The following is a 23614-nucleotide window of genomic DNA, read 5'->3' on the forward strand; positions in this document are numbered from 1 at the left end:
TTCTTTCACCCCCGCCAAGGCGTAAACCGGAAAAGGAAAATAGCATGGCTCTTCCCGAGTTCACCATGCGTCAGCTGCTGGAAGCTGGCGTTCACTTTGGTCACCAGACACAGCGTTGGAATCCCCGCATGGGCCCGTTCATCTACGGCTCGCGCAATGGCATCCACATCATGGACCTGACCCAGACCGTTCCGATGCTGGATCAGGCTCTGCAGGCCGTTCGTGACACCGTCGCAAAAGGTGGCCGCGTTCTGTTCGTTGGTACCAAGCGTCAGGCCGCTGGCCCGATTGCAGACGCCGCAGAAAAGTCGGCTCAGTACTACATGAACCACCGCTGGCTGGGCGGCACGCTGACCAACTGGAAAACCGTTTCCCAGTCGATCAACCGTCTGAACCAGATCGACGATGCGATGGAATCGGGCGCCGAAGGCCTGACCAAGAAAGAGCGTCTGGGCATGGAGCGTGACCAGGCCAAGCTGCAGGCTTCGCTGGGCGGTATCCGCGAGATGGGCGGCGTTCCGGATCTGCTGTTCGTCATCGACGTCAAAAAAGAAGCACTGGCCATCGCCGAAGCCAACAAGCTGGGTATCCCGGTTGTGGCTGTTGTCGACACCAACTGCTCGCCCGACGGCGTTGACTACATCATCCCCGGCAACGACGACGCAGCCCGCGCAATCGCTCTGTACTGCGATCTGGCCGCACGCGCCGCTCTGGACGGTATGACCGCTCAGATGGGTGCAGCTGGCGTTGACCTGGGCGCATTCGAAGAAGCACCGGTTGAAGAAGTCGTTGCGGAAGAAGCACCCGTTGCCGAAGAAGCCGCGCCGGAAGCCAAAGCTGAAGCGTAAGCTGCCCGTCACGTAACTGACATGTGGGGCAGGGTAGACCTGCCCCAAATCCGTTTGAATTGAGGAGAGCCAAAGATGGCAATCACAGCAGCAATGGTTAAAGAACTGCGCGACACAACCGGCGCAGGCATGATGGACGCGAAAAAAGCGTTGACCGAAACCGGCGGCAACATGGACGAAGCCATCGACTGGCTGCGCACCAAAGGCCTGGCCAAAGCGGCCAAGAAATCGGGCCGTACCGCAGCAGAAGGTCTGGTTGCTGTTCACGTCAATGGCGGCAACGGTGTTGCGGTCGAAGTGAACTCGGAAACCGACTTCGTTGCGAAAAACGCCGATTTCCAGGAAATGGTCGGCAAGATCGCTTACGCCGCTGAAGGCGTCGACAATGTCGAAGCGCTGCTGGCTGCCGATCTGGGTGGCAAATCGGTTGCAGACACCCTGACCGACAAGATCGCCACCATTGGTGAGAACATGTCGGTACGCCGCATGGCCAAGCTGTCGGGCGACACCGTTGTGTCCTACGTCCACAACGCAGCCACCAACGGCATGGGCAAAATCGGCGTTCTGGTTGCTCTGACCGGTGGCGACGAAGCGATCGGCAAGCAGGTAGCGATGCACATCGCAGCTGTGAACCCGGCGGCTCTGTCCGAAGCGGACATGGACCCGGCCGTTGTCGAGAAAGAAAAGCAGGTTCAGATGGACATCGCCCGCGAATCCGGCAAGCCCGAGCAGGTGATCGAGAAGATGATCGAAGGCCGCATGAAGAAATTCGTCGCCGAATCGACCCTGCTGAACCAGCAGTTCGTTGTGAACCCTGACCTGACCGTTGAAGCAGCGGCTAAAGAAGCGGGCGCAACCATCACCGGCTTCATCCGTCTGGAAGTTGGCGAAGGCATCGTGGTCGAAAAAGAAGACTTCGCAGCCGAAGTTGCCAAGGCCGCTCAGGGCTAAGGACTATCTCCGGGCCTCGCAAGAGGTCCGGACATGCAAATGTCGAAACCGGTTGCACCAAACGCGACCGGTTTTTTTGTGCGGAAACAAAAAAAAGACGCCGAAGCGTCTTGGTATTCATGGAATTGATTGAGGGGCCCCGCATGATGGGGATGGTCGAGGCCCCCCAAAATTCCGGCAATCGGACGCGGACGAATATGCGCCTTCTTGTCAGAGCGGCTGGAGAGCCCTGGTATTGCAAAGATCCAACCAAATGTTCCCTGGCTAAAGCCACCACTCACGGAACAATATCAGTTTGCAACTCCACCTCAGGAATGGAAAGTCATGATTTCCTTACCTAGGGTAAATTGACGCAATTTGGCGTCAGTCCTTGGGGCTCTAGGCTTCCATCACGAACATCTGATTCTGCAGAGATGCCTTCAAAACCGCCTGCGCCGTGGTCTCGACCGAAAGCGCTTCGCGCGCCAGGCGCAGGTGCTTTTCAACCGTTGCCGAAGTCAGCCCCATCAGCAGCGCAATGTCCTGCGTGGTCTTGCCGTCTCCGACCCATTGCAAAGCTTCGCGCTGGCGTTTGGTCAGGGCCCGGTTCGGGGCGTTGTAGGGCAGGGTGAGGATTTTCAGATGCGCAACATTGTTCATCAGCAGGATGTCATCGCCGTGCTCGGCCCACATCGCGTCCACTTCCGACTGGCTGGCCGCATCGCCGGCCGAAAGGGAAATCGCCCCCTTCGACCGCATCGAGACCGAGGTGAAACTGATCGTGTATCCGAAGGACACACCCTGCGACCGGTTGAACTCAAGCACGTCCAGTTCTTTCGCAGTCAGCTTTCCGGTGGCCACCATGTCCTGTGCAATACTCCAACTGGCCGCGCCTTCATTATGCAGCGCCCATTTCAACATCGGAGCGTGGAAGTACATCCCATCGCGCAGGAACCCGTCCATATAGGGTTTTTCATGATTGGTCAGGATCACAAAATCCTCGGGATCGCCAAGAGACGTTTCCGTGCGATACTGGGTGTAGCCATAAATCAGGCGATCAAACCCGAACAGTGCCATCTGGCGACAATGGGCATCCCAGAGCTCTTCCAGAGTTTTGGTATAGCTGAGAAAGTGCAGGTATTCGCTCAGCGTCATGCAGACGGCCCGCTTTTCAGATGTGCTGCCAGTGCATCCAGCGCCAGAACATATCCCTGCGCGCCAAAGCCGCAAATCTGGCCGACGGCGACCTTGGAGATATAGGACACGTGCCGGAACGCTTCACGCGCGTGAATGTTGGACAGATGCACTTCGATCACCGGAAGCCCAACCGACGCGATGGCATCCATCAGAGCGATGGAGGTATGGGTATAGGCGCCAGCATTCAGAACGATGCCGTCCTGATCCCCTTTGGCCTCATGAATGGCGTCAATCAGCGCACCTTCGTGGTTGGACTGAAAGCACGACACTTCAACCCCGATGGAAGATCCATGGCTCAGGCACAGGTCCTCAACCATTTCCAACGTGGTGCTGCCATAAACCTCGGGTTGCCTTGTTCCCAGAAGGTTCAGGTTCGGACCGTTTAAAATCAGAGCTTTGTGCATTATTTCACTGTTCCCATGGGAAGTTCATAGACGCTAAAGGGTATCGATGTCCACCAGCCAGCGCGCGCATAGGGCGAGTGGGGGAAGTTAGGTCACTCACCTTCGGCGTGAACCGGCATTGTCACCACGGTCTTCCCAAGCGCGGAACGGCTTGTCATATGCGCCAACGCCTCGGAAGCGCGGTCCAGCGGATACCGCGCATTGATTTTTGGTTTGATTTTAGCTTCGCTGTATAACCTGAACAAATCCCTCACATTTTCTGAATGCCCAACCGGGTCGCGCATGACAGAAGCGCCCCAGAATACACCCATAATCTGGCACCCTTTGAGCAGCGGCAGGTTCAGCGGAATTTTGGGAATGCCCGCCGGAAAACCGACCACCAGAAAGCGTCCGTTCCAGGCCATGGCTCGCAGCGCGGGTTCGGCATAGTCTCCGCCGACCGCGTCATAGACGACATTCACTCCCAAAGGCGCGGACAAGTCCTTGATTTCCGACGTGAACTTTTTCTGAGAGTCTTTGTCCATGTCATGCGCATACAGGACTGTCTCGTCCGCACCCAGGCTATGGCAAAAATCCGCCTTGTCCTGCGAGGATACGGCAGCAATCACCCGGGCGCCCATGGCTTTGCCCAACTCGATTGCCGCGGACCCAACGCCGCCTGCGGCGCCAAGTACCAGCAACGTCTCGTTGGGCTGCAGATCGGCGCGGTCCTTCAGGGCGTGATAGGACGTACCGTAGGTGAAAATGAAACAGGCCGCGTCTTCGAACGGCATTGAGTCTGGGAACTTGATAGCAGTGGCCGACGGGATCGTCAGATGCGTGGCGAACCCGCCATGCCCGGTCAGCGCCAGCACGCGGTCACCGATTTCGAACCCGCTTACGCCTTCACCGACGGCCAGCACTTCCCCTGCAATTTCACCGCCCGGCGCAAAGGGACGAGGCGGTTTGATCTGATACCGGTCCTGAATGATCAGAGTATCCGGAAAATTGACGCCCGCCGCCCTGATTCCGATCAGCAATTCGCCCCGTCCGGGTGATGGATCGGGGAGGGTGGTCAATTCCAGTGTTTCCGGCCCGCCCGGCGCGACGCTGAGTAAAGCTTGCATATCAGACCCGTTATCCTTGTTATTCAGTAGATAAGAGCTTTGGCGCAGCAACAGGTCTTGTCAAGAAACCTCCTGTTTCGCTCATCGACATCCATCCCGGGAACACCCGGCACAAAACAACAGGAGCAGACCATGACCCCCGAAACGCTTTTCTCATTGCAGGGCAAGACTGCGCTTGTCACCGGTGGAGCCACCGGGATTGGTCGCATGGCGGCCGAAGCGTTGGTGCGGGCCGGAGCGCGTGTTCTGATCGCTTCTCGCAAAGCCGAGGCCTGCGAGGCCGTCGCAGCGGAACTGAATGCGCTGGACGCCCTCGGTCAGGCCGAGGGGTTCGGCGGCGATGTCGCCACCAAAGAGGGTGTTGAAGCACTGGCTTCCGAGGTCAAAAACCGCACGGATCATCTTGATATCCTTATGAATAACGCAGGCGTTAGCTGGGGTGCGCCGATGGGTCAGTTTCCCCATGAGGCGTGGGACAAAATCATGTCGGTCAATGTCGCGGGCCTGTTCGACCTCACCCAAAAGCTGCTGCCGATGCTGATGAAATCCGGTTCGGCCGACGATCCCGCGCGGGTGATCAACGTCGGCTCGGTTATGGGAGAGGTTCCGATGGGTGACGGCGCCTACAGCTATTCAGCGTCAAAAGCCGCCGTTCTGCATCTTACCAAGATCATGGCCAAGGAATTTTCACCTTACCACATTACGGTCAACGCGCTGGCGCCTGGCCCTTTTGTTTCGCGTATGACTGCATTTGCCACAGCCGATGAGGAGACACGGGAAAAAGTCGGCAAATCCGTCCCCTTGGGCCGCGTCGGCCGCGATGAGGATATCGCGGGCTGCATGTTGTTTCTCTGCGGCCGCGGCGGCAGCTATGTGACCGGAGCGGTGATTCCGGTATCCGGCGGCATCAACGTGGTGACGGCAGGCAATATCTTTGGCGAAGCGTTGTAAGCTGAGACACGGGGGAACAGGATGAGCAGCACGCATTTGGACATCGCAGCCGTTGACGCCTATCTCAGCGTCCATTTGCCGGGGTACCTGGGCCCGCTGGAGGCCACCAAGTTTGCGGTCGGCCAGTCCAACCCGACCTTTCTGCTGCAAACCCCTGAGAAAACGTATGTTTTGCGTCGCAAACCTCCGGGAGTATTGTTGAAATCCGCCCACGCAGTGGATCGCGAATTCCGCGTGCAGGCCGCTCTGGCCGACAGTGCGGTGCCGGTCCCGCGGATGTATCTGCTGTGTCAGGATGACAGCGTCATCGGATCGGATTTTTACGTCATGGAACACCTCAACGGGCGCATCTTTCTGGACCCCACTATGAAAGGAGAAAGCAAAGATACGCGCACCGCCGTTCTGGTTGAGATGAACCGGGTTCTGGCCGCGCTGCACATGGTCGATATCGAGGCGGTCGGGCTATCCGACTACGGCCCGCCGGGAAACTACTTCGAACGCCAGATTGCGCGCTGGATCAAACAGTACCGCGCTTCGGAAACCTCGGACATCCCTGAGATGAACGCGCTGATCGAAGCGCTTGAACATGCGGTGCCCGAGGATGACGGCCAAAGAACGCTGGTGCATGGGGACTATCGCATCGACAACCTGATGTTCGAGATACAGGGAACCCGGTGTATCGGTGTCTTGGATTGGGAACTGTCGACCATCGGGCACCCTTATGCGGACCTGGCGGCGGTGATCATGCAGTGGCGGATGCCGCCCGGAACCGAGGGCCGGGGGCTGGCAGGTATCGACCGTGACAGTCTGGGGCTACCGTCTGATCAGGCCTTTATCGAACAGTACTGCCAACGTCGCGGCCTGTCCGGCATCGACAATTTCGGCTTTTATCTGGCGTTCAACTTCTTCCGAATGGCGGGAATTCTGCAGGGTGTCTACAAACGCGCGCAGGACGGGAACGCCTCGGACCCGAAGCGCGCCTTGGTTCTTGGCTCTTATGTCCCGATGTTCGCGCAACATGGCCTGGCCGCGCTAAAGGCCTAGGAGCCCTTTGAAAGTTCCAACTCCATGTTACCCAGACTGTTTTTGCCAAAGAACATCTCGTGCCCCACGAACATGCTGGGAACACCGAATACTCCGCGCTTAACAGCAGCCTTGGTCTGATCCTTGAGTCGTTGCTTTACCTCGGCGCTGGACATCGCTTCGCGGATCTTGCGCACCGGCAGGTCGTTTTCGTGCAGAATCTCAGTAAGAACTCCGATTTCGTCGACCTTTTGACCATGCACCCAGATGGCATCAAAAATCGCGCCTATGTATTTGTCTTCCCAGGGCTTTCCGGACGCCAATACAGCCCCACGCATGGCGAATTTGGTATTGACCGGAAAGTGCGGACTCATGTGAAAACTCAACCCCCGGGCGCGCGCAAACCGGTGCAGATCATGGGTCAGGTATGCCGTTTTCTGACGATTCTCCGAGAAGGCCTGAAACGGGTTCTGGTTATTCGTGGCCTTGAAGACAGTAGCCAGTAGAACAGGAACGTGGTTCACCTTGGCACGATGTTTATCGGCAAGTGCGGGCAAGGCCTTGTAGGCGAGAAAAGCATTCGGGCTACAGAAGTCGTACACAAATTCAATACGTTGCGTCATATTTCTCCTCCAAAATGGTTGGGTGGTGAAATGTCTTCAACTCGTAACCAGCGAATCCGCTACCTACCCAGTGTAGCAGCCCTATGGCTCAAGCCTATCATTCTGGACGAATTCCCTGTCAATTCAGCGTGTAAGACCGCAAAATCACGACCATGAGACAGAGGGCAGACAACAAATGACAGCGTTCAGCTCCACGCGCCTGAGGGGTATCACCGACTGGATGCAACGCTATGTCGATGAACGAAAATACGCCGGCAGTTCCTTGCTTTTAAAACACCAAGGAACCGAGGTGTTTTTCAACGCCTGCGGTCAAAGAAGCGTCGAAAACGATCTGCCGTTTCAGCGCGATACGGTCGCACGCATCTATTCGATGACCAAACCGGTGACCACGGTCGCGCTGATGATGCTGGCCGAGCGCGGGTTGTTTCATCTGGATGCACAACTGTCGGATTTCCTTCCGGAATTTCGCAATATGCAGGCCTTGATCCCGGGTGCGGAGCGGCTCGACCAGACCGAGGGCGCCCCGACACCGACGCTGCATCAATTGCTGACCCACACAAGCGGCTTCAGCTATCCGTTTAATCCCGGAGTGCTGCCTAAGGCGATGGATGAACAGGACCTGATGTTCAAGCCGGATCAAGGCCTTCTGGCGGATCGTGTGGCCGACCTGGCCGATCTTCCACTGGTATTTCAGCCGGGCACCCGCTGGGAGTACTCTGTCGGGATAGATGTTCTGGGCCGCGTGATCGAGGTGGTGTCGGGCCAGCCGCTGGATCAGTTCTTCGCGCAGGAAATCTTTGAACCGCTTGGGATGAAGAATACTGGGTTCCGAGTGCCGCCGGGAACAGGGGATCGGTTTGCCTCGCTCTACACTCCGCTGGCCGGGGACGCGATGGCGCTGAATTCGGCTGAAACCGGCAGCGAAACCCTGCGGCTTGTTGATCAGGCCGGAGACTCACCGTTTGAACACACCACCACATTCTCGGGTGGCGGCGGTTTGGTCGGTACAATCGACGACTATTCCGCCTTTGCCGAAATGCTGCGGAACCGGGGGCAGGGCAACGGACACCGCCTGCTGGGACCGAAGACCGTAGACTATATGCTGTGCAATCACTTACCGGGCGATATTGCTTCGATGGGACCGCAGAGCTTTGCCGAACAACCCATGGAAGGTACCGGTTTTGGCTTGGGTGGTGCGGTGGTGCTGAATCCTGGTCGAACGCGTGTGCCGGGCTCGGTTGGCGATTTCAGCTGGGGCGGCATGGCCTCGACCTTTTTCTGGATCGACCGGGTGAACGATCTGACAACCGTCTTCTTCACGCAGCTGTCGCCGTCCAGTTCCTATCCGTCGCGGGCGGAGCTTAAGGCACTTGTCCTCGGGGCAATGATTGAATGATCTTTCCGGCGCTGATACCCAAACCCAACACGACCAACCGGAGACCGCAGCATGACCGAAGCTGAACGCATCCTTCTGGACCTTTTGAACATCGAAAGGCTTGAGGTCGACCTGTTTCGCGGCACCGGTTCCGGGGGTGAGACGCCGACTCGTATCTTCGGCGGACAGGTTATTGCACAGGCTCTGGCCGCCGCATACCGCACGGTCGAAGATCGCCTGTGCCATTCTCTGCACGCTTACTTCATTCGCGCCGGCGACCCGTCCATTCCTGTTATTTATCAAGTAGATAGAGCGCGAGACGGAGGTTCTATGACCACACGGCGCGTGGTCGCGATCCAACACGGCAAGCAAATTCTCAACATGTCTGCCTCTTTTCATGTTCAGGACGAAGGCTGGAACCACCAACATGCCATGCCGCAGACCGAGGCTCCGGAAAATTACCCGGAACGATCAGAATTGCGGCAGCGTTACGTGGATCAGGTTCCTGAAAAACTGCGCGGAGAGCTGTTGCGGGAACGGCCAATCCAGGTGCGTGAAGTGAACCACCTGAACCCCTTTAACCCCGAAAAATCTGACGATCACAATCAGATCTGGTTCCGCATGGGCGCCGCCGCGGGTGCCGATCCGGTAACCCAGCATCTTCTATTGGCTTACGCGTCAGACATGTACCTGATGACGTCAGGATTGCGACCGCATGGGCTGAGTTTGTTCAGTAGTGAGGTCAATTATGCCAGCCTGGATCATGCGTTGTGGTTCCACGCGCCGGTTCACTTTGAAAACTGGCATCTTTATGCGATGGAATCGCCTTGGAGCGGGCAGGGACGCAACTTCAACCGCGGCTCGATTTTCGCACAAGACGGCACTCTGGTCGCGTCGGTCGCACAGGAAGGTCTGATGCGTAAAGCGCGCAAAAAGCCTTAGCTGTCTTCTGTAAACTGCTGATTTAACTTACGCATCCCGCCAAGCCAACGGTCATAATCTCCGGCTTTGTGGCGGATGTAGTCCAAAACCTGAGGATGTGGCAGCACCAGAAACTGCTCGGAACGGATGGCTTCGACACATACATGCGCGACGTCTTCAGGTTCCAACATGCCATCAATCGACGCAACCGAAACCTCGTGTCCACGCGTCATCTCGGACCGAACAGCCTGCGGACACAGCACCGACACACGCAGGCCTTTGTGTCCGTAAGTCAAGGACAACCACTCGGCAAAGCCAACGGCGGCGTGTTTCGTCACGCCATACGGCGCGGCGCCCGGTTGGTTCAGCAATCCTGCAGCCGAGGCCGTAATCATGATGTAACCGCTGCCACGGTCGATCATCCGCGGCACCAAGTGGCGCGCGGTCCAGACATGGGACATGACATTGATCTTCCAGATCCGGTCCCAATCACCGTCAGGAACCTCTGGGCCGCCAAGTGTGAGGATACCGGCATTCGCGCAGAACAGGTCGATCGGACCGATCGTATCTTCGACGGTCTCGATCAGTGATTTGATATCCGCTTCTTGCGAAACGTCGCAAACCAGTGCGTGACCACCGATGTCCTTGGCCACGCTCTGAACACCGTCCGCGTCGATATCCGCGCAGATAACGTTGGCACCGTCGAGGGCGAACCGTTCTGCCAGACCTTTGCCGATGCCCTGAGCGGCTCCGGTGACAACCACAGTTTTTCCGCTCAGTTCCATGTTACAATCCCGAAAGCTGGTTCGAGTTCATACGGTAACTTATTCTATTTACTGTGCAATCTGGTATTTTGGCTTAATAGTTTTTCAACATAATACCAATTACACGATAACCTCAATAGAACGCCTGTAGCCCAGTCTGCGCCCGCCCAAGGATCAGCGCGTGAACATCATGCGTGCCTTCATAGGTGTTTACCGTCTCGAGGTTGACCATGTGTCGAATGACCTGGAACTCCAACGAGATACCGTTGCCACCGTGCATGTCACGGGCCATCCGCGCGATATCCAGCGCCTTGCCGCAGTTGTTGCGTTTGACGATCGAGATCATTTCAGGCGCGGCTTCGGCCTCATCCATCAGGCGACCAACGCGCAGGCTCGCTTGCAGCGCCAAGGCGATTTCGGTCTGCATGTCTGCCAGCTTGCGTTGATACAGTTGTGTCTGCGCCAGCGGTCGATTGAATTGCTTCCGATCCAACCCGTATTGACGTGCGGCGTGCCAGCAGCATTCGGCGGCCCCCATGACTCCCCAGCTGATGCCATACCGCGCGCGGTTCAGACAGCCGAACGGACCCTTGAGGCCCTGAACATGCGGTAGCAGCGCGCTTTCATCGACCTCAACACCGTCCAGAACAATCTCGCCTGTGATCGAGGCACGCAGGCTCAGTTTGTTCTGAATTTTCGGGGCACTCAGACCTTTGAGGCCTTTATCCAGTACAAACCCGCGAATTTTGCCGCCATGGGCATCGGACTTGGCCCAAACCACAAACACATCCGCAATCGGCGCGTTCGAGATCCACATTTTGCTACCGGTCAGACGATAGCCACCGTCAATCTTCTCGGCCTTTGTTTTCATGCCGGCCGGATCCGAACCTGCGTCCGCCTCGGTCAGGCCAAAACAACCGATCCATTCACCGCTGGCCAGTTTCGGTAGGTATTTCCGGCGCTGTTCCTCGCTGCCATAGGCATAGATCGGATACATAACCAGAGAGCTTTGCACCGACATCATCGAGCGGTAGCCGGAATCCACACGCTCAACCTCACGCGCGACCAGCCCGTAGGAGACATACCCTGCCCCAAGCCCGCCGTATTCCTCGGGGATTGTGGTGCCCAGCAGGCCCATGTCGCCCATCTCGCGGAAAATTTCGGGGTCGGTCTCTTCGTTTTGAAACGCTTCAGTCACCCGCGGCTGCAGCTTCTCCTGCGCATAAGCCTGCGCGCTGGCCGCGATCATGCGTTCGTCTTCGTTCAGTTGATCGGACAGTCGAAACGGGTCATCCCATGCAAACTTGCCCATGTCGGGCGCATCTTTGGCACGCAATGCGGGTTTTGTGTCAGGGGCGTTCATGGTGCTTCTCCGCTTTGTCAGCTTCGACGCAACCTAACCCGGCCCCAGACCAAAGGACAGTAAGAGTTTCGCATCTGACCATGAGCAAAACTCATACCCCTGCCCCGGGTTTTACCCCAGCGCGTATCCGGCACCACGGACCGTGCGCACCGGGTCTTCGCCGCCATGTTGCGTCAACGCCTTGCGCAAACGACCAATATGGACGTCAACGGTGCGCGTATCCACATAGATATCGCGGCCCCAGACCCGGTCCAGCAGTTGCTCGCGACTCCAGACGCGGCCCGGTTTTTCCATGAAGGTGCTCAGCAGGCGAAACTCGGTCGGCCCCAGTTTCAAAGGCTTGCTGTCACGGCTGACCTTGTGTGTCTCGGAATCCAAGACAATGTCGTCAAATTCCAGCCGCAAACCAACGGTTGCCGGACGCACGCGGCGCAGCTGAGTACGCACCCGCGCCATCAATTCGACCACCGAATACGGCTTGACCACATAGTCATCCGCGCCGGTTTCCAAACCCCGCACCTTATCAACCTCTTCGGTGCGGGCCGACAGCATGATGATCGGGATCGACCGGGTATCGGGGCGGGATTTCAGGCGGCGGCAGACCTCAATCCCGCTGAGGTTCGGCATCATCCAGTCCAGCACGATGATGTCCGGGTGTTCCTCATCGACCAACAGCATGGCTTCGTCACCGCTGGCGGCCTTGGACACGCGGAAACCTTCAGCTTCGAGGTTATAGGCCAGCACTTCACGCTGCGCCGGTTCATCCTCGACGACCAGTACGGTCGGTTGATCAGCGGACATTCGTCAAGCTCCTAGACGGATTGCGAGGTTATATCAGCTTTCGGACGAGCCTCGGCCGGGCGTTCCCCGGTCACGAGATAGACAACCTGCTCGGCAATTGCAGTCACGTGGTCGCCCATACGCTCGATGTTCTTGGCGATGAAATGCAGGTGCATGCAGGACGAAATGTTGCGCGGGTCCTCGGCCATGAAAGTCAGGAACTCGCGGAACAGGCCGTTATACATCTGGTCCACTTCCTCGTCGCGGTTGATGACATCGGTCGCCAGTTCGGCATCGCGTTGAATATAGGCGTCCAGCGCATCTCGCAGCATCAGTTCAACTTCGCGCGCCATGCGGCGCAGAGCGGCGGCGCTACCGTTGATTTCACCCGCATTGACCAAGACCGTGGTCCGCTTGGCGATGTTCTTCGAATAGTCACCAATGCGCTCAAGGTTGCCGGACACTTTGAGCACCGACAATACCAAACGCAAATCACTGGCTGTCGGCGCCCGCAACGCAATCAGACGCGCGGTTTCTTCGTCGATCAACTCTTCCAAAGCGTCGATGGCCTTGTCGCCCTGGCGAACCTGCTGTGCCAGCTCTTCATCACGGGATTCCAGGGAACGGGCTGCGCCCATGATAGCGGCTTCGACCAGCCCCCCCATCTTCATGATATGGGCTTGAATTGCCTCGAGATCGCGGTCGAAAGCAGATGCAATATGTTGTTCGGTCATATCTGTATACCTGTGCTCAGCCGATCCGGCCGGTGATGTAGCTTTCGGTGCGGGGATCTTCGGGGTTAGTGAAGATCTGACCCGTCTCGCCAAATTCGACGAGGTTACCGAGGTGGAAGAACGCGGTTTTCTGACTGACCCGCGCGGCCTGCTGCATCGAGTGGGTCACGATCACCACCGAATAACGCGAGCGCAACTCGTCGATCAGTTCCTCGACCTGAGCGGTTGCAATCGGGTCCAGGGCCGAGCACGGCTCGTCCATCAGCAGAACTTCGGGCTCGGTCGCGACGGCGCGTGCAATGCACAGACGCTGTTGCTGACCGCCAGACAGACCGGTGCCAGGCGCGTCCAGACGGTCCTTGACCTCATCCCAGATCGCACCCCGACGCAGGGATTTCTCAACGATCTCATCCAGTTCCGCCTTGTTCTTGGCAAGTCCGTGGATGCGCGGACCATAGGCCACGTTATCATAGATCGATTTGGGGAACGGGTTCGGCTTCTGGAACACCATGCCCACCTTGGCGCGCAGCTGCACCGGGTCGACGCGCTTGTCGTAGATGTCTTCGCCGTCCAGCAGGATATCGCCCTCAACCCGGCAGATGTCGATGGTGTCATTCATCCGGTTCAGACAGCGCAGGAACGTGGACTTGCCGCAACCCGACGGGCCGATAAAGGCGGTCACGGTCTTGTCTTCGATCTGCACATCCACGTCTTTGATGGCATGGGTGTCACCGTAGTAGACCTGAACCTTGTTCGCGGCGATCTTGATGTCTTTGGAGTCCACGGTTCTCTCCACTCGTGTCATGTCGTTCATCATAGGCCCCTCTTACCAGCGGCGTTCAAAGCGGCGGCGTAGGATAACCGCGATGGTGTTCATTGTCACAAGGAAGATCAACAGGATGATGATGCCCCCCCATGCGCGTTCGTAAAAGGCCGGGTCGGCGCGCTTGGACCATTCATAGATCTGCGCCGGCATGGCCGAGTTGGGTGACAGGAAGCCCGCGACCAGCCCGTCAGGCGGGTTCGAGGCGATAAAGCCCACCATCCCGATCAGCAGCAGCGGCGCGGTTTCCCCCAGCGCCTGCGCCAGACCGATGATAGTGCCGGTCAGAATGCCGGGTGCAGCCAAAGGCAAAACGTGGTGGAACACCGACTGCATTTTCGAGGCCCCTACCCCAAGCGCCGCATCACGGATCGACGGCGGCACCGCTTTCAGCGACGCGCGAGTCGAGATGATGATCGTCGGAAGTGTCATCAGCGTCAGCACCAGACCACCCACCAGCGGAGCCGAGGTCGGAAGATGCATGTAGTTGATGAACACGGCCAGACCAAGGATACCGAACACGATGGACGGCACCGCGGCCAGGTTCGAGATGTTGACCTCGATGATGTCGGTCAGCCGGTTCTGCGGCGCGAACTCCTCAAGATAGATCGAGGCCGCAACGCCAATGGGCAGTGCCAGCACCAGCACGACAAACATCATGAACAGCGAGCCCAACATCGATACACCGATCCCGGCCGCCTCGGGCCGCTGGTCGGACGCGTCGGAACCAAAGATGAAATCCGGGTTAAACGCCTTGTACAACACGCCCGCATCGCGCAGTTGATCAACGAAATCAAGCTGTTCGACCGAGATGCTCTTGTCATTGGCAATCGAGTCGCGCGTCACACGGCCTTTCATATAGCCATCGACACGGCTGTTGACCAAAAAGCGGAAGCTGACCGTTTTGCCAATCTCATCGGGGTTGGCAATGACATAGTTCCGCAGCTCGGCTTGCGCCGCCTTGGACAGGATCTTGCCCATTTCTTTGGGCAACAGTTCCGTCTGGATACCCAGCTGAGCAACCTCTGCCTCCAGCGCCGACGCAATCAGCGGCGCATAGCCAAAGGTCGAAACCTTCTTGATGTCGTCGATATTGCGATTGCCCTTCTTGTCCAGCTTGTCTTCCTTCAGCTCGACATTCAGTTCAAGAAAGCTCTGCTGAAACGCGCCTGTACCGGCGGTGACGATGTTGGTCACCAAAACGACCAGCATCAGAAGGCCGATACCGATGGCCGCGATGCCGTACAGTTTGAAACGGCCTTCCGCAGCATTCCGGCGTTTGGTGCGCGCATCCTTTTCGAACAGCGACCCGCCTTTCGGCTTCGCAGCAGGAGCAGCGCTAGGGGTTTGGGAAGTATCGGTCATTCGTACTGCTCCCGGTATTTGCGTACGATATAGAGGGCAAAGATGTTCAGCCCAAGCGTGATGATGAACAGGGTCAGACCCAGCGCAAAGGCCACCAGCGTCTCGGGGCTGGCAAAGTCAGTGTCGCCGGTCAACTGGCTGACAATCCGGGTGGTGATGGTGGTCATCGCCTCGAACGGGTTGCCCGAGAACTTGGCGATCGCACCTGCGGCCATCACCACGATCATCGTCTCACCGATGGCACGGCTTGCGGCCAGCAGGATGGCGCCCACGATCCCCGGCAGTGCGGCGGGCAGAACCACCTGACGCACGGTCTCGGATTTGGTCGCCCCCAGCCCCAGCGAGCCATCACGCATCGACTGCGGCACCGCGTTGATGATGTCGTCCGACAGCGACGACACAAACGGGATCAGCATGATGCCCATGACCAGACCGGCCGTCAGAACCGCGTTAGAACTGGCCATCCAGCCAACACCCAGCATACCGCCTTGGCCAAACATCGACACCAACGCCGGGCCAACTGTCAGCAGCGCAAACAGACCGTAAACGATGGTCGGGATGCCGGCGAGAATTTCAAGCAGTGGCTTGGCAATCGCGCGGGTCGCGCCCGATGCATATTCTGAAAGGTAGATCGCGGCGAACAGGCCGATTGGCACGGCCACCAGCAGCGCGATCAGCGAGATATAGAGCGTGCCCCACAGCAACGGCAGGATCGACAGCTCACTGCCTCCGCGGAAGTTCGGGGCCCAGGTGCTGCCGAAGAAGAAGTCTTTCCACGAATGCAGCTGGAAGAAGTTCATGGTCTCGAACAGCATCGACAGCACGATGCCGACCGTGGTCAGAATCGCAATCGACGCGGCCAGCAATAGCAGCGCCAGAACGCCCTGCTCGACCACGTTGCGTGCGCGGAACTCCTTGTGCGTCCGCACATAGGCAAAGGCTGCGCCCAGCACGGCTAGCGCCAGCACGACAACCTGCATCACCACCGACCCGGTCCCGGTCATGCTACGGTGTTTCTGAGCTGCAACCAGAATGGGCTGCGTGATCTCCTGCGTCAGAACCTGACCCGCGTCTTTCAGAGCCGACGTCAGCGCGTCAATATCCGCGTTCGCATCCTGTGCCTGGGTCTCGGTCAATGCTCCGGTGGCCACGGCGCCGTTCAGGCCATTAGCAACGCGGCGCACTTCGCTCATGAGCAGGCCGCGATCCGATCCTTCGGGAACTGCCTGATCAGGGATGAGTCCGGATACAGTGCTGTTCACGATCATCGGCTGCACCAGAAGCCAGACAATCAGTACGCCCAAAGCCGGAACAAGCGCCGTCAAGGCAACGTTGTAACCATAGTAGGACGGCAGTGAGTGCAACTCGCGGGCGTCCCCACCCGCGCTTGCAAGAGCACGGGACCGACCCGTGAAATATCCGATCACTGCCAGCGCAAGCAGGATAAGCAACAGCCAGGATAACGCCATGATAACTCCGTGAGGATGGCAGAGATGGAGTCAAAACGAACCGGGGCGCGCATAAACGCCCCGGTTCCATTCACAAGAGTGATTAGGAGCCGCCGCCCAGAACGGTTTCGTTGGCAACAGCTTCCTGAACTTTTACCAGTTCCGGATCGGAAACCAGACCGTATTCGGCCAGCGGGCCATCGGGGCCTGCGATCTCGTCAGCGACAAAGAACTCGGCATATTCTTTCAGGCCGGGGATCACGCCGATGTGGGCTTTCTTCACGTAGAAGAACAGCGGGCGCGAAACCGGGTACTCGCCCGAAGCGATCGATTCGGTCGAAGGAACGATACCGGACATGGTCGCAACCTGCAGCTTGTCGGTGTTGTTCTCGTAGAACGCCAGACCAAAGACGCCGATGCCGTCCTTGTTGCTGTCGATGCGGGCCAGGGTCTCGGTGTAGTCACCGTCGATATCGACCGAAACGCCGTCGGTGCGCAGAGCGATACAGGCTTTCTCGGCCGCTTTCTTCTTGGCCTTGTCGCTGTCGCCTTCTGCGGCGGCCAGATAGACGTCAAAGTCGCCCAGGTGCTCACAACCGGCCAGGATCACTTTGTCTTCGAACACTTCACGGGTGCCGTGCTTGGTGCCGGGGATGAAGGCTGCGATCGGCTGCGCCGGGAACTCGGGGTTCACGTCGGCCCAGGTTTTGTTCGGGTTGGCGACCAGTTGGCCGTCAACAACGACCTGCGCGGACAGGGCCTTGTACCAGTCTTCCGGAGTGAACTCGAACGAGTTGCCGTTGATGTCCGATGCGAAAACGATGCCGTCGTAACCGATCTGAACTTCGATGATGTCGGTCACGCCGTTGTCGGCACAGGCTTTGATTTCTTTTTCGCGGATCTGGCGCGATGCGTTTGCAACGTCGATGGTGTTTTCGCCAACACCTTCACAGAAACGCTTCAGGCCTGCCGAGGAACCGCCCGATTCAACAACCGGCGTCGGGAAGTCAAAGTTTTCACCGAAGGCTTCTGCAACGATCGAAGCGTAAGGCAGGACGGTCGACGAACCGGCAACCTGAACCTGATCACGAGCGGCAGCCGCAGTGGCCGAGACAGCAGCGATAGCAAGAGCCGAAGCCGACAGTTTTACAAAGGACATCTCAGTCTCCTTGAGAATGTAGTTGGTGATCACCCCCATGATGATCTTGCCGGCACCTCTACGGCCCGCGCGTAAGCCTTTTGTGACAGGTTTGTAACAGCTGTATGACAGTCGACGGAAATTCTTACCGACGTGACGCATTGCAGACATGCAGCAGTCACATAGGTAAACGAAACCGCTCTAATCGCTGAGAAAATACGAAGTCACCGCGGCAGAATAACGGTGAACGTCGTGCCTTTGCCCAGGTCGCTTTCGACCCGCAGCCGCCCGCGATGGCGGTTGATGATGTGTTTCACGATGGCAAGGCCCAAGCCCGTCCCACCCAGTTGCCGGGACCTGTGACTGTCGGCGCGATAGAATCTCTCGGTCAGACGTGGCAAATGCACGGCATCAATGCCTGGCCCCTTGTCGATCACCTGAACCCGAACCGCCGGGCCCCGCATCGCGGAATCGCGTTCGGACGGAAGCACGCGAATCTCGACGCTTCCGCCGCTGCCACCATATTTGATTCCGTTCTCGATCAGATTGGTGAAGACCTGGCGCAATTGGTCGTTGTCTCCGGTCAGCGAGACAGGGTCTTCCGGCGCCGTCAGGGTCAACTGCACCTCGGCATCCTCGGCCAGAGGGCGCAAAGAATTCAGCGTCGACTGCAACAGGCCTTTCAGTTCAATCTGCTCTTTCGGCCGCACACGCTCTTCGCTTTCGACGCGGTTCAGGGACAGCAAATCGCCAACCAACCGATTCATCCGGTTGGCCTCATCGTTCATGATCTGGAGAAAGCGGTCACGGGCAACCGCATCGTCGCGAGCTGGTCCGCGCAACGTTTCGATGAAACCCATCAAGGCAGTCAGAGGCGTGCGCAGCTCGTGGCTGACATTGGCGACGAAATCGCGACGCATCTGGCTGGCCTGTTCGACATGAGTGACGTCCTGAAAGATCGCCAGCAGTGCCCCACCGGACACCGCACCGACACCGCTCATATAACGGCATTCGACCTCGAACGTTGTGTCCTGCGCGCCATCGTTGGACAGGTGGCGTGTTTTGGCCGGGCCTTTGGTGCGCAGGGCCTGTTCAATCGCATCAATGACCTGCGGCTGCCGCAGGATTGTCGCGAAATGCCGCCCGACGATATTCTGCGACAGCAGGGTCATCGCATCCGTATTCGCGGCAATGATCCGCTCTGTCTGATCGACCATCAGGGCGGGCATCGGAATGGCCGCAACAAACTCGGCAAGCTGGTCGTCTGACATTATCTCGATCTTTCCAGACTAGACCGCGGGCTTCATCTCATCACGGAACCGGCGCATGTTCTGCTGATAATGCAGCGCACTGAGGGTGATCTTTTGCGCCGCCGCCTCATCCAGTTGTCGCACGACCTTGCCGGGCGATCCCATGACCAGAGAATTGTCGGGAATTTCCTTTCCCTCCGTGATCAAGGCCCCTGCCCCGATCAGGCAGTTCTTGCCGATCTTCGCCCCGTTCAGAACGATCGCGCCCATCCCGATCAGCGTGTTTTCCCCGATCGTGCAGCCATGCAACATCACCTTGTGCCCAATGGTGCAGTTCTTGCCGATGGTCAGAGGGAACCCGGCATCGATATGCATGATACAGTCCTCCTGCACGTTGCTGCCTTCGCCTACACGAATCTCTTCATGATCCGCGCGGATGGTGCAGCCGAACCAGACCGAGGCGCCCTGCTCCAACACCACCTTACCGATCAGGTTGGCATCAGGCGCAACCCAAGTGTCCTCATGGATCTGCGGAGAGTGTTCCCCCAAAGCGTAGATGGTCATGACAGCCCCTCGAACTCGTTTTGCAGGGTACGCACGTGGTTTTGCAGATTGGGCTGCTGGATGCGGCGCATCCGTTCGCCGCTGACGATGGTTTTCAGCTTTTCCTCGGTCGCATCCAGATCGTCATTGACCAGAACATAGTCGTAATAGCCCCAGTGGCTGATCTCATCCCAACTTTTCAGCATCCGCTTGGCGATCACATCCTCGCTGTCCTGCCCACGGGTTTCCAGACGGCGGCGCAACTCGGGGATCGAGGGCGGCAGAATGAAGATAGACAGCGCGTGCTTGCCCAGATCTGAGTTGCGGATCTGCACCTCGCCCTGCCAATCGACGTCGAACAGCACGTCCCGGCCGGCGTTGATGGAATCCCGCACCGGACCGGCCGGCGAACCATAGAAGTTCCCGAACACGTGCGCGTGTTCCAGCATCTGCCCATCGGCAACCTGCTGTTTGAACTCATCCTCGGACAGGAAGTAATATTCGCGCCCATGCTCCTCGCCCGGACGGGGTGCGCGCGTTGTGGCCGAGACCGAGAACTCCAAACCTTCGTCCCAGGCCATCAGCCGACGCGCCAGAGTGGATTTCCCTGCGCCCGAAGGCGAAGACAGGATGATAAGTAGGCCGCGGCGATCTGCCATGTCAGTCGTTCCCATTGTCATTCAACATTTTGCACTTGTTCGCGCATCTGGTCTATTACCGCCTTCAACTCAAGCCCTACCGAGGTCAGATCGGCGCTTTGCGCTTTCGAACACAGCGTGTTGGCCTCGCGGTTGAACTCCTGCATCAGGAAGTCCAGCTTGCGCCCCACGGCTGCGTTCTGCGACAACAAATCCCGCGCGGCGACGACATGGGCTTTCAGGCGGTCGATTTCCTCGGTGATGTCCGATTTGACGGCGATCAGCGCTAGCTCCTGCGCCACCCGGTCCGGGTCGGCGCCCTGCGCATTGTCCAAGACCCGCGCCAGATTTTCCCGCAACGCCTCGGCAGTTTTGTCCTTGCGCTGCTCGGCAAGGTTAGCCGCCTGTCCGGTCAGTTGAGACACCTGCGCCAACTGACCGTCCAGTATGTCAGCCAGCGCCTTGCCCTCGGTCTGGCGCATGTCGACAAAGGCCGCCAAAAGCGGGGCGAATTCCGTAGTCAGTTGCGCGACCAGCGGCCCGGGGTCATCGACTTCACTGCCGGCGTCCAACATGCCCTTGATACCGATCAGGTCAGCCGCTGTTGACGGCGCTAGTGTGACACCACTGGCGGCTGCCATTTCCTGCGTGCGGGCCAACGCGGTCAGCGCTGCGGCCATGGCGGTTTCGTTCAGAGCAAGATCGGGTGCAGTTTCATCCCGGCTCAACTTCAGCGACAGCGTGACGTTGCCCCGGCTCAACGCCTTTGAGATTTGCGAACGCAAGGAAGCTTCAAGCCCGGTCAGCCAGTCGGGAACACGCAGGCGCATATCCAGCCCCTTGCCGTTCACACTGCGCAGCTCCCACGTCCAGCTATGGGGCCCATATGCCCCCTTGCCCGAAGCGAAACCGGTCATGGATCTGATCATTTTAGCTGCCCCTGTCTGCTCGCTTGCTGCACCTAATGCCATCGGCGCGCGCAGGGCAAGAGTTTGCTCACTTTGAGCCGATCTCCAGAAGTTAACCATTCATTAAAGAATTCCTCCAAAATTGATTTAACCCGTGTCAATCTGACCAAGGCCAAAGACCGGTCGGAGCCAAATAGTTCCGGTGTCTGGCATTTTAGGAAAATGACGGTCAATCGACGCTAGGGTGATGAAAATGAAAACCTTTTTCGGAAACGGTTCCGGGTCAAGTTTTGGAAAGATCGTCGCTATGGATCGTTTTGCCAGCGGGCGCAGCCTCTCGCCCATCCGACAGGTCGAAGCGTACTGGACTGCGCTGCTAACTGGTGACGGCGTGCCCAAGCGATCGCAGGTCGATCCGCGTGGTCTTGAAAATGTTCTGGAATACACATTCATTCTAGAGCGCATCGCGCCGGGGCTGGCCCGGTTCCGTCTGGCCGGCAGCCATCTGAACAAACTGGCGGGCATGGAAGTGCGGGGAATGCCCCTGACCGCGTTTTTCGAACCCAGTGCCCGCGGCCAGATCTCGGACGCGTTGGAGCAGGTCTTTGCCGGGCCTGCGATTGCCGAGCTTGGCCTGGTGTCCGCTGGCAGATTGGGACGTATCCAATTGCAGGCCCGCATGATCCTGTTGCCATTGAAAAGCGATCTTGGCGATATCAGCCGTGTGCTGGGTGTGATGGTCTGTGACGGTGTAATAGGCGCAACACCGCGTCGGTTCACCATTCCGGACACACGCATTCGGGCGGTTTCCGACGTGCAGGCACCGCAGCAACAGGTGGAACGCGAACTTGCCGGTTTTGCCGAGGATCAGGAGGCGTTCAAACGCCCCGGATCACACCTGCGACTGGTGTCGTCCCGCGACGACTGACCCCAACGCAAAAGGCGGACCGAATGGCCCGCCTTTCTTTTTCCTGAAAGGTTTGAACCTTAGCTGGCCGCGCGTTTGCTGCCATTGCGGCGCAGATTGGTCAGCTCCTCGGCGACAAGGAAGGCCAGTTCCAGCGATTGCGACGCGTTCAGACGCGGATCGCAGGCGGTGTGGTAACGATCCGAGAGGTCCTCTTCGGTCACAGCCCGCACGCCGCCGGTGCATTCTGTGACGTCCAGACCGGTCATCTCGAAATGCACGCCGCCGGGGATGGTGCCCTCGGCCTGGTGAACGCCAAAGAAGTCGCGCACCTCGCGCAGCACGGAATCGAACGGACGAGTTTTATAGCCGGTCGCCGATTTGATCGTGTTGCCGTGCATCGGGTCGCAGACCCAGGTCACCTTGGCGCCTTCTTCCTTAACGGCCTGAACCAGACGCGGAAGGTGCTCACCCGCTTTGCCCGCGCCGAAACGCGCGATCAGGGTCAGGCGGCCTTCTTCGTTTTCAGGGTTCAGTTTGGACATCAGAACCTTGAGGTCTTCGGCCGTCGTGGTCGGGCCGCATTTCAGACCAATCGGGTTCAGCACACCGCGGCAGAATTCCACATGCGCGCCGTCCGTCTGACGGGTCCGGTCACCGATCCAGATCATGTGGCCGGAACCGGCCAGCCAGTTACCAGAGGTCGAATCAAGACGAGTCAACGCCTCTTCGTATTCCAGCAGCAGGCTTTCATGGCTGGTGTAGAACTCGACGGTCGAAAACTCATGCGTGGTGTCCGCCGTGATTCCGGCTGCGTGCATGAAGTCGATGGTGTCCTGAATACGGTCGGCGATTTCCGAGTATTTGCTGACATCCTGCTCGTCGGTGAAGCCCAACGTCCAGGAATGCACCATGCTCATGTCCGCAAAACCACCGGTCGAGAACGCGCGCAGCAGGTTCAGCGTTGCGGCGGCCTGGGTGTAGGCCTGCAGCATCTTGCCGGGATTCGGGATACGTGCTTCGGGCGTGAAGGCCAGCTCGTTGATGATATCACCACGGTAGCTGGGCAGTTCCACACCATCCACAACCTCGGTCGGCGCGCTGCGCGGTTTGGCGAACTGGCCCGCCATACGGCCAACTTTCACCACCGGCACTTTGGCGCCGTAGGTCAGCACCATTGCCATTTGCAGCATCACCTTGAACGTGTCACGGATCGCATCCGCACTGAATTGCTCGAAGCTTTCGGCGCAATCCCCACCCTGCAGCAGGAAGGCCTCGCCGCGACCGGCGGCACCCAGATGTTGCTTGAGACGCCGCGCCTCACCGGCAAAGACCAGCGGGGGATACTGTGAAAGCTGGGCCTCGACCTTGGCCAAAGAGGCCTCGTCGGTATAGTCTGGCATCTGAACCCGGGGCTTGTTGCGCCAGTTCGTTTTTTGCCATTCGGTCATAGCTTTGATCTCCGCTGAAGTAGTCAGGTCGTCTCTATACAAAATGCATTGAAGACTGACCATATCCGATTTGGGCCTCTTGACGCGGGAAACAAGCTTTGATCATGGTGGCTGTCAAATCTGT

General features: G+C 58.3%; 24 protein-coding genes. 7 read left to right on the forward strand and 17 right to left on the reverse strand.

What is annotated here, in order from left to right:
- Positions 1 to 44: 44 nt before the first annotated feature.
- The gene (rpsB, locus tag GOX88_RS02640) at positions 45 to 848 is read left to right on the forward strand and encodes a 30S ribosomal protein S2 (RefSeq protein WP_170398826.1); all 804 of its coding nucleotides are present in this window, start codon (positions 45 to 47) and stop codon (positions 846 to 848) included.
- Between the two features lie 75 nt (positions 849 to 923).
- The gene (tsf, locus tag GOX88_RS02645) at positions 924 to 1799 is read left to right on the forward strand and encodes a translation elongation factor Ts (RefSeq protein ID WP_170398829.1); all 876 of its coding nucleotides are present in this window, start codon (positions 924 to 926) and stop codon (positions 1797 to 1799) included.
- 378 nt (positions 1800 to 2177) lie between these two features.
- On the opposite strand, the gene GOX88_RS02650 is transcribed toward tsf, so the two are convergent.
- The 3 genes from GOX88_RS02650 to GOX88_RS02660 all read right to left on the reverse strand — a co-directional run bounded on the left by GOX88_RS02650 (position 2178) and on the right by GOX88_RS02660 (position 4485).
- Complete coding sequence (locus GOX88_RS02650; RefSeq protein ID WP_170398832.1) at positions 2178 to 2933, reverse strand: helix-turn-helix transcriptional regulator; 756 nt, start codon at positions 2931 to 2933, stop codon at positions 2178 to 2180.
- The gene (gene aroQ / locus GOX88_RS02655) at positions 2930 to 3379 is read right to left on the reverse strand and encodes a type II 3-dehydroquinate dehydratase (RefSeq protein ID WP_170398835.1); all 450 of its coding nucleotides are present in this window, start codon (positions 3377 to 3379) and stop codon (positions 2930 to 2932) included. Before aroQ ends, GOX88_RS02650 begins: the two co-directional genes overlap by 4 nt.
- 92 nt (positions 3380 to 3471) lie before the next feature.
- The gene (locus tag GOX88_RS02660; protein WP_170398838.1) at positions 3472 to 4485 is read right to left on the reverse strand and encodes an NADPH:quinone oxidoreductase family protein; all 1014 of its coding nucleotides are present in this window, start codon (positions 4483 to 4485) and stop codon (positions 3472 to 3474) included.
- 132 nt (positions 4486 to 4617) lie between these two features.
- Here GOX88_RS02660 and GOX88_RS02665 point away from each other — a divergent pair, with 132 nt between their 5' ends.
- Both GOX88_RS02665 and GOX88_RS02670 read left to right on the forward strand, forming a co-directional pair.
- Entirely contained in the window at positions 4618 to 5436 is an 819-nt protein-coding gene (locus tag GOX88_RS02665) for an SDR family oxidoreductase (protein WP_170398841.1), read from the forward strand.
- Positions 5437 to 5457: 21 nt separating this feature from the next.
- Positions 5458 to 6480 carry a phosphotransferase family protein gene (locus GOX88_RS02670; RefSeq protein WP_170398844.1) on the forward strand — a complete coding sequence of 341 codons (1023 nt, stop codon included), beginning with the start codon at positions 5458 to 5460 and terminating at the stop codon, positions 6478 to 6480.
- On the opposite strand, the gene GOX88_RS02675 is transcribed toward GOX88_RS02670, so the two are convergent.
- Positions 6477 to 7082, reverse strand: a complete 606-nt coding sequence (locus GOX88_RS02675; RefSeq protein WP_170398847.1) for a 2-hydroxychromene-2-carboxylate isomerase — start codon at positions 7080 to 7082, stop codon at positions 6477 to 6479. The genes GOX88_RS02670 and GOX88_RS02675 overlap by 4 nt on opposite strands.
- Positions 7083 to 7257: 175 nt before the next feature.
- Between GOX88_RS02675 and GOX88_RS02680 the strand changes: the two genes are divergently transcribed.
- A complete protein-coding gene (locus tag GOX88_RS02680) occupies positions 7258 to 8478 on the forward strand; it encodes a serine hydrolase domain-containing protein (protein WP_170398849.1) in 1221 nt (406 codons plus the stop codon).
- 51 nt (positions 8479 to 8529) lie between these two features.
- Positions 8530 to 9399, forward strand: coding sequence for an acyl-CoA thioesterase (locus tag GOX88_RS02685; protein ID WP_170398851.1), 870 nt, complete (start codon positions 8530 to 8532; stop codon positions 9397 to 9399).
- Here the strand turns inward: GOX88_RS02685 and GOX88_RS02690 are convergent.
- From GOX88_RS02690 to GOX88_RS02745, 12 genes are all read right to left on the reverse strand, one after another.
- Positions 9396 to 10163 carry an SDR family oxidoreductase gene (locus tag GOX88_RS02690; RefSeq protein WP_170398853.1) on the reverse strand — a complete coding sequence of 256 codons (768 nt, stop codon included), beginning with the start codon at positions 10161 to 10163 and terminating at the stop codon, positions 9396 to 9398. The two genes, GOX88_RS02685 and GOX88_RS02690, sit on opposite strands and share 4 nt — an antisense overlap.
- Positions 10164 to 10275: 112 nt before the next feature.
- A complete protein-coding gene (locus GOX88_RS02695; protein ID WP_170398855.1) occupies positions 10276 to 11505 on the reverse strand; it encodes an acyl-CoA dehydrogenase in 1230 nt (409 codons plus the stop codon).
- A gap of 111 nt (positions 11506 to 11616) precedes the next feature.
- Entirely contained in the window at positions 11617 to 12306 is a 690-nt protein-coding gene (gene phoB, locus GOX88_RS02700) for a phosphate regulon transcriptional regulator PhoB (RefSeq protein WP_170324914.1), read from the reverse strand.
- An 11-nt stretch (positions 12307 to 12317) separates the two neighbouring features.
- A complete protein-coding gene (gene phoU, locus GOX88_RS02705) occupies positions 12318 to 13019 on the reverse strand; it encodes a phosphate signaling complex protein PhoU (protein WP_170398857.1) in 702 nt (233 codons plus the stop codon).
- A gap of 16 nt (positions 13020 to 13035) precedes the next feature.
- Entirely contained in the window at positions 13036 to 13833 is a 798-nt protein-coding gene (gene pstB / locus GOX88_RS02710) for a phosphate ABC transporter ATP-binding protein PstB (RefSeq protein WP_170324916.1), read from the reverse strand.
- A 12-nt stretch (positions 13834 to 13845) separates the two neighbouring features.
- Complete coding sequence (gene pstA / locus GOX88_RS02715; RefSeq protein WP_170398859.1) at positions 13846 to 15207, reverse strand: phosphate ABC transporter permease PstA; 1362 nt, start codon at positions 15205 to 15207, stop codon at positions 13846 to 13848.
- Positions 15204 to 16676 carry a phosphate ABC transporter permease subunit PstC gene (gene pstC / locus GOX88_RS02720; RefSeq protein ID WP_170398862.1) on the reverse strand — a complete coding sequence of 491 codons (1473 nt, stop codon included), beginning with the start codon at positions 16674 to 16676 and terminating at the stop codon, positions 15204 to 15206. The genes pstA and pstC overlap by 4 nt, the downstream gene beginning before the upstream one ends.
- A gap of 82 nt (positions 16677 to 16758) precedes the next feature.
- Positions 16759 to 17814: a substrate-binding domain-containing protein gene (locus tag GOX88_RS02725; RefSeq protein ID WP_170398865.1), complete on the reverse strand. Its 1056-nt coding sequence runs from the start codon at positions 17812 to 17814 to the stop codon at positions 16759 to 16761.
- Between the two features lie 203 nt (positions 17815 to 18017).
- Positions 18018 to 19064 carry a sensor histidine kinase gene (locus GOX88_RS02730; protein WP_170398868.1) on the reverse strand — a complete coding sequence of 349 codons (1047 nt, stop codon included), beginning with the start codon at positions 19062 to 19064 and terminating at the stop codon, positions 18018 to 18020.
- 18 nt (positions 19065 to 19082) lie between these two features.
- The gene (locus GOX88_RS02735) at positions 19083 to 19607 is read right to left on the reverse strand and encodes a gamma carbonic anhydrase family protein (protein WP_170398870.1); all 525 of its coding nucleotides are present in this window, start codon (positions 19605 to 19607) and stop codon (positions 19083 to 19085) included.
- Positions 19604 to 20245 carry a guanylate kinase gene (gmk, locus tag GOX88_RS02740; RefSeq protein WP_170398873.1) on the reverse strand — a complete coding sequence of 214 codons (642 nt, stop codon included), beginning with the start codon at positions 20243 to 20245 and terminating at the stop codon, positions 19604 to 19606. The genes GOX88_RS02735 and gmk overlap by 4 nt, the downstream gene beginning before the upstream one ends.
- Positions 20246 to 20262: 17 nt before the next feature.
- The gene (locus tag GOX88_RS02745; protein ID WP_170398876.1) at positions 20263 to 21153 is read right to left on the reverse strand and encodes a YicC/YloC family endoribonuclease; all 891 of its coding nucleotides are present in this window, start codon (positions 21151 to 21153) and stop codon (positions 20263 to 20265) included.
- 286 nt (positions 21154 to 21439) lie between these two features.
- Here GOX88_RS02745 and GOX88_RS02750 point away from each other — a divergent pair, with 286 nt between their 5' ends.
- A complete protein-coding gene (locus GOX88_RS02750; protein WP_254443268.1) occupies positions 21440 to 22060 on the forward strand; it encodes a PAS domain-containing protein in 621 nt (206 codons plus the stop codon).
- A 59-nt stretch (positions 22061 to 22119) separates the two neighbouring features.
- Here GOX88_RS02750 and GOX88_RS02755 read toward each other — a convergent pair whose 3' ends face one another.
- Positions 22120 to 23490, reverse strand: coding sequence for a class II 3-deoxy-7-phosphoheptulonate synthase (locus GOX88_RS02755; protein ID WP_170398882.1), 1371 nt, complete (start codon positions 23488 to 23490; stop codon positions 22120 to 22122).
- Between the last annotated feature and the right edge of the window lie 124 nt (positions 23491 to 23614).

This window comes from Ruegeria arenilitoris, from assembly GCF_013030985.1.
GTDB classification, from domain to species: domain Bacteria; phylum Pseudomonadota; class Alphaproteobacteria; order Rhodobacterales; family Rhodobacteraceae; genus Ruegeria; species Ruegeria arenilitoris_B.

Coding starts and splice junctions, on each gene's coding strand:
- rpsB (WP_170398826.1), top strand. CDS start 45: ATGGCTCTTCCCGAGTTCACCATGCGTCAGCTGCTGGAAGCTGGCGTT.
- tsf (WP_170398829.1), top strand. CDS start 924: ATGGCAATCACAGCAGCAATGGTTAAAGAACTGCGCGACACAACCGGC.
- GOX88_RS02650 (WP_170398832.1), bottom strand. CDS start 2,933: ATGACGCTGAGCGAATACCTGCACTTTCTCAGCTATACCAAAACTCTG.
- aroQ (WP_170398835.1), bottom strand. CDS start 3,379: ATGCACAAAGCTCTGATTTTAAACGGTCCGAACCTGAACCTTCTGGGA.
- GOX88_RS02660 (WP_170398838.1), bottom strand. CDS start 4,485: ATGCAAGCTTTACTCAGCGTCGCGCCGGGCGGGCCGGAAACACTGGAA.
- GOX88_RS02665 (WP_170398841.1), top strand. CDS start 4,618: ATGACCCCCGAAACGCTTTTCTCATTGCAGGGCAAGACTGCGCTTGTC.
- GOX88_RS02670 (WP_170398844.1), top strand. CDS start 5,458: ATGAGCAGCACGCATTTGGACATCGCAGCCGTTGACGCCTATCTCAGC.
- GOX88_RS02675 (WP_170398847.1), bottom strand. CDS start 7,082: ATGACGCAACGTATTGAATTTGTGTACGACTTCTGTAGCCCGAATGCT.
- GOX88_RS02680 (WP_170398849.1), top strand. CDS start 7,258: ATGACAGCGTTCAGCTCCACGCGCCTGAGGGGTATCACCGACTGGATG.
- GOX88_RS02685 (WP_170398851.1), top strand. CDS start 8,530: ATGACCGAAGCTGAACGCATCCTTCTGGACCTTTTGAACATCGAAAGG.
- GOX88_RS02690 (WP_170398853.1), bottom strand. CDS start 10,163: ATGGAACTGAGCGGAAAAACTGTGGTTGTCACCGGAGCCGCTCAGGGC.
- GOX88_RS02695 (WP_170398855.1), bottom strand. CDS start 11,505: ATGAACGCCCCTGACACAAAACCCGCATTGCGTGCCAAAGATGCGCCC.
- phoB (WP_170324914.1), bottom strand. CDS start 12,306: ATGTCCGCTGATCAACCGACCGTACTGGTCGTCGAGGATGAACCGGCG.
- phoU (WP_170398857.1), bottom strand. CDS start 13,019: ATGACCGAACAACATATTGCATCTGCTTTCGACCGCGATCTCGAGGCA.
- pstB (WP_170324916.1), bottom strand. CDS start 13,833: ATGAACGACATGACACGAGTGGAGAGAACCGTGGACTCCAAAGACATC.
- pstA (WP_170398859.1), bottom strand. CDS start 15,207: ATGACCGATACTTCCCAAACCCCTAGCGCTGCTCCTGCTGCGAAGCCG.
- pstC (WP_170398862.1), bottom strand. CDS start 16,676: ATGGCGTTATCCTGGCTGTTGCTTATCCTGCTTGCGCTGGCAGTGATC.
- GOX88_RS02725 (WP_170398865.1), bottom strand. CDS start 17,814: ATGTCCTTTGTAAAACTGTCGGCTTCGGCTCTTGCTATCGCTGCTGTC.
- GOX88_RS02730 (WP_170398868.1), bottom strand. CDS start 19,064: ATGTCAGACGACCAGCTTGCCGAGTTTGTTGCGGCCATTCCGATGCCC.
- GOX88_RS02735 (WP_170398870.1), bottom strand. CDS start 19,607: ATGACCATCTACGCTTTGGGGGAACACTCTCCGCAGATCCATGAGGAC.
- gmk (WP_170398873.1), bottom strand. CDS start 20,245: ATGGCAGATCGCCGCGGCCTACTTATCATCCTGTCTTCGCCTTCGGGC.
- GOX88_RS02745 (WP_170398876.1), bottom strand. CDS start 21,153: ATGATCAGATCCATGACCGGTTTCGCTTCGGGCAAGGGGGCATATGGG.
- GOX88_RS02750 (WP_254443268.1), top strand. CDS start 21,440: ATGGATCGTTTTGCCAGCGGGCGCAGCCTCTCGCCCATCCGACAGGTC.
- GOX88_RS02755 (WP_170398882.1), bottom strand. CDS start 23,490: ATGACCGAATGGCAAAAAACGAACTGGCGCAACAAGCCCCGGGTTCAG.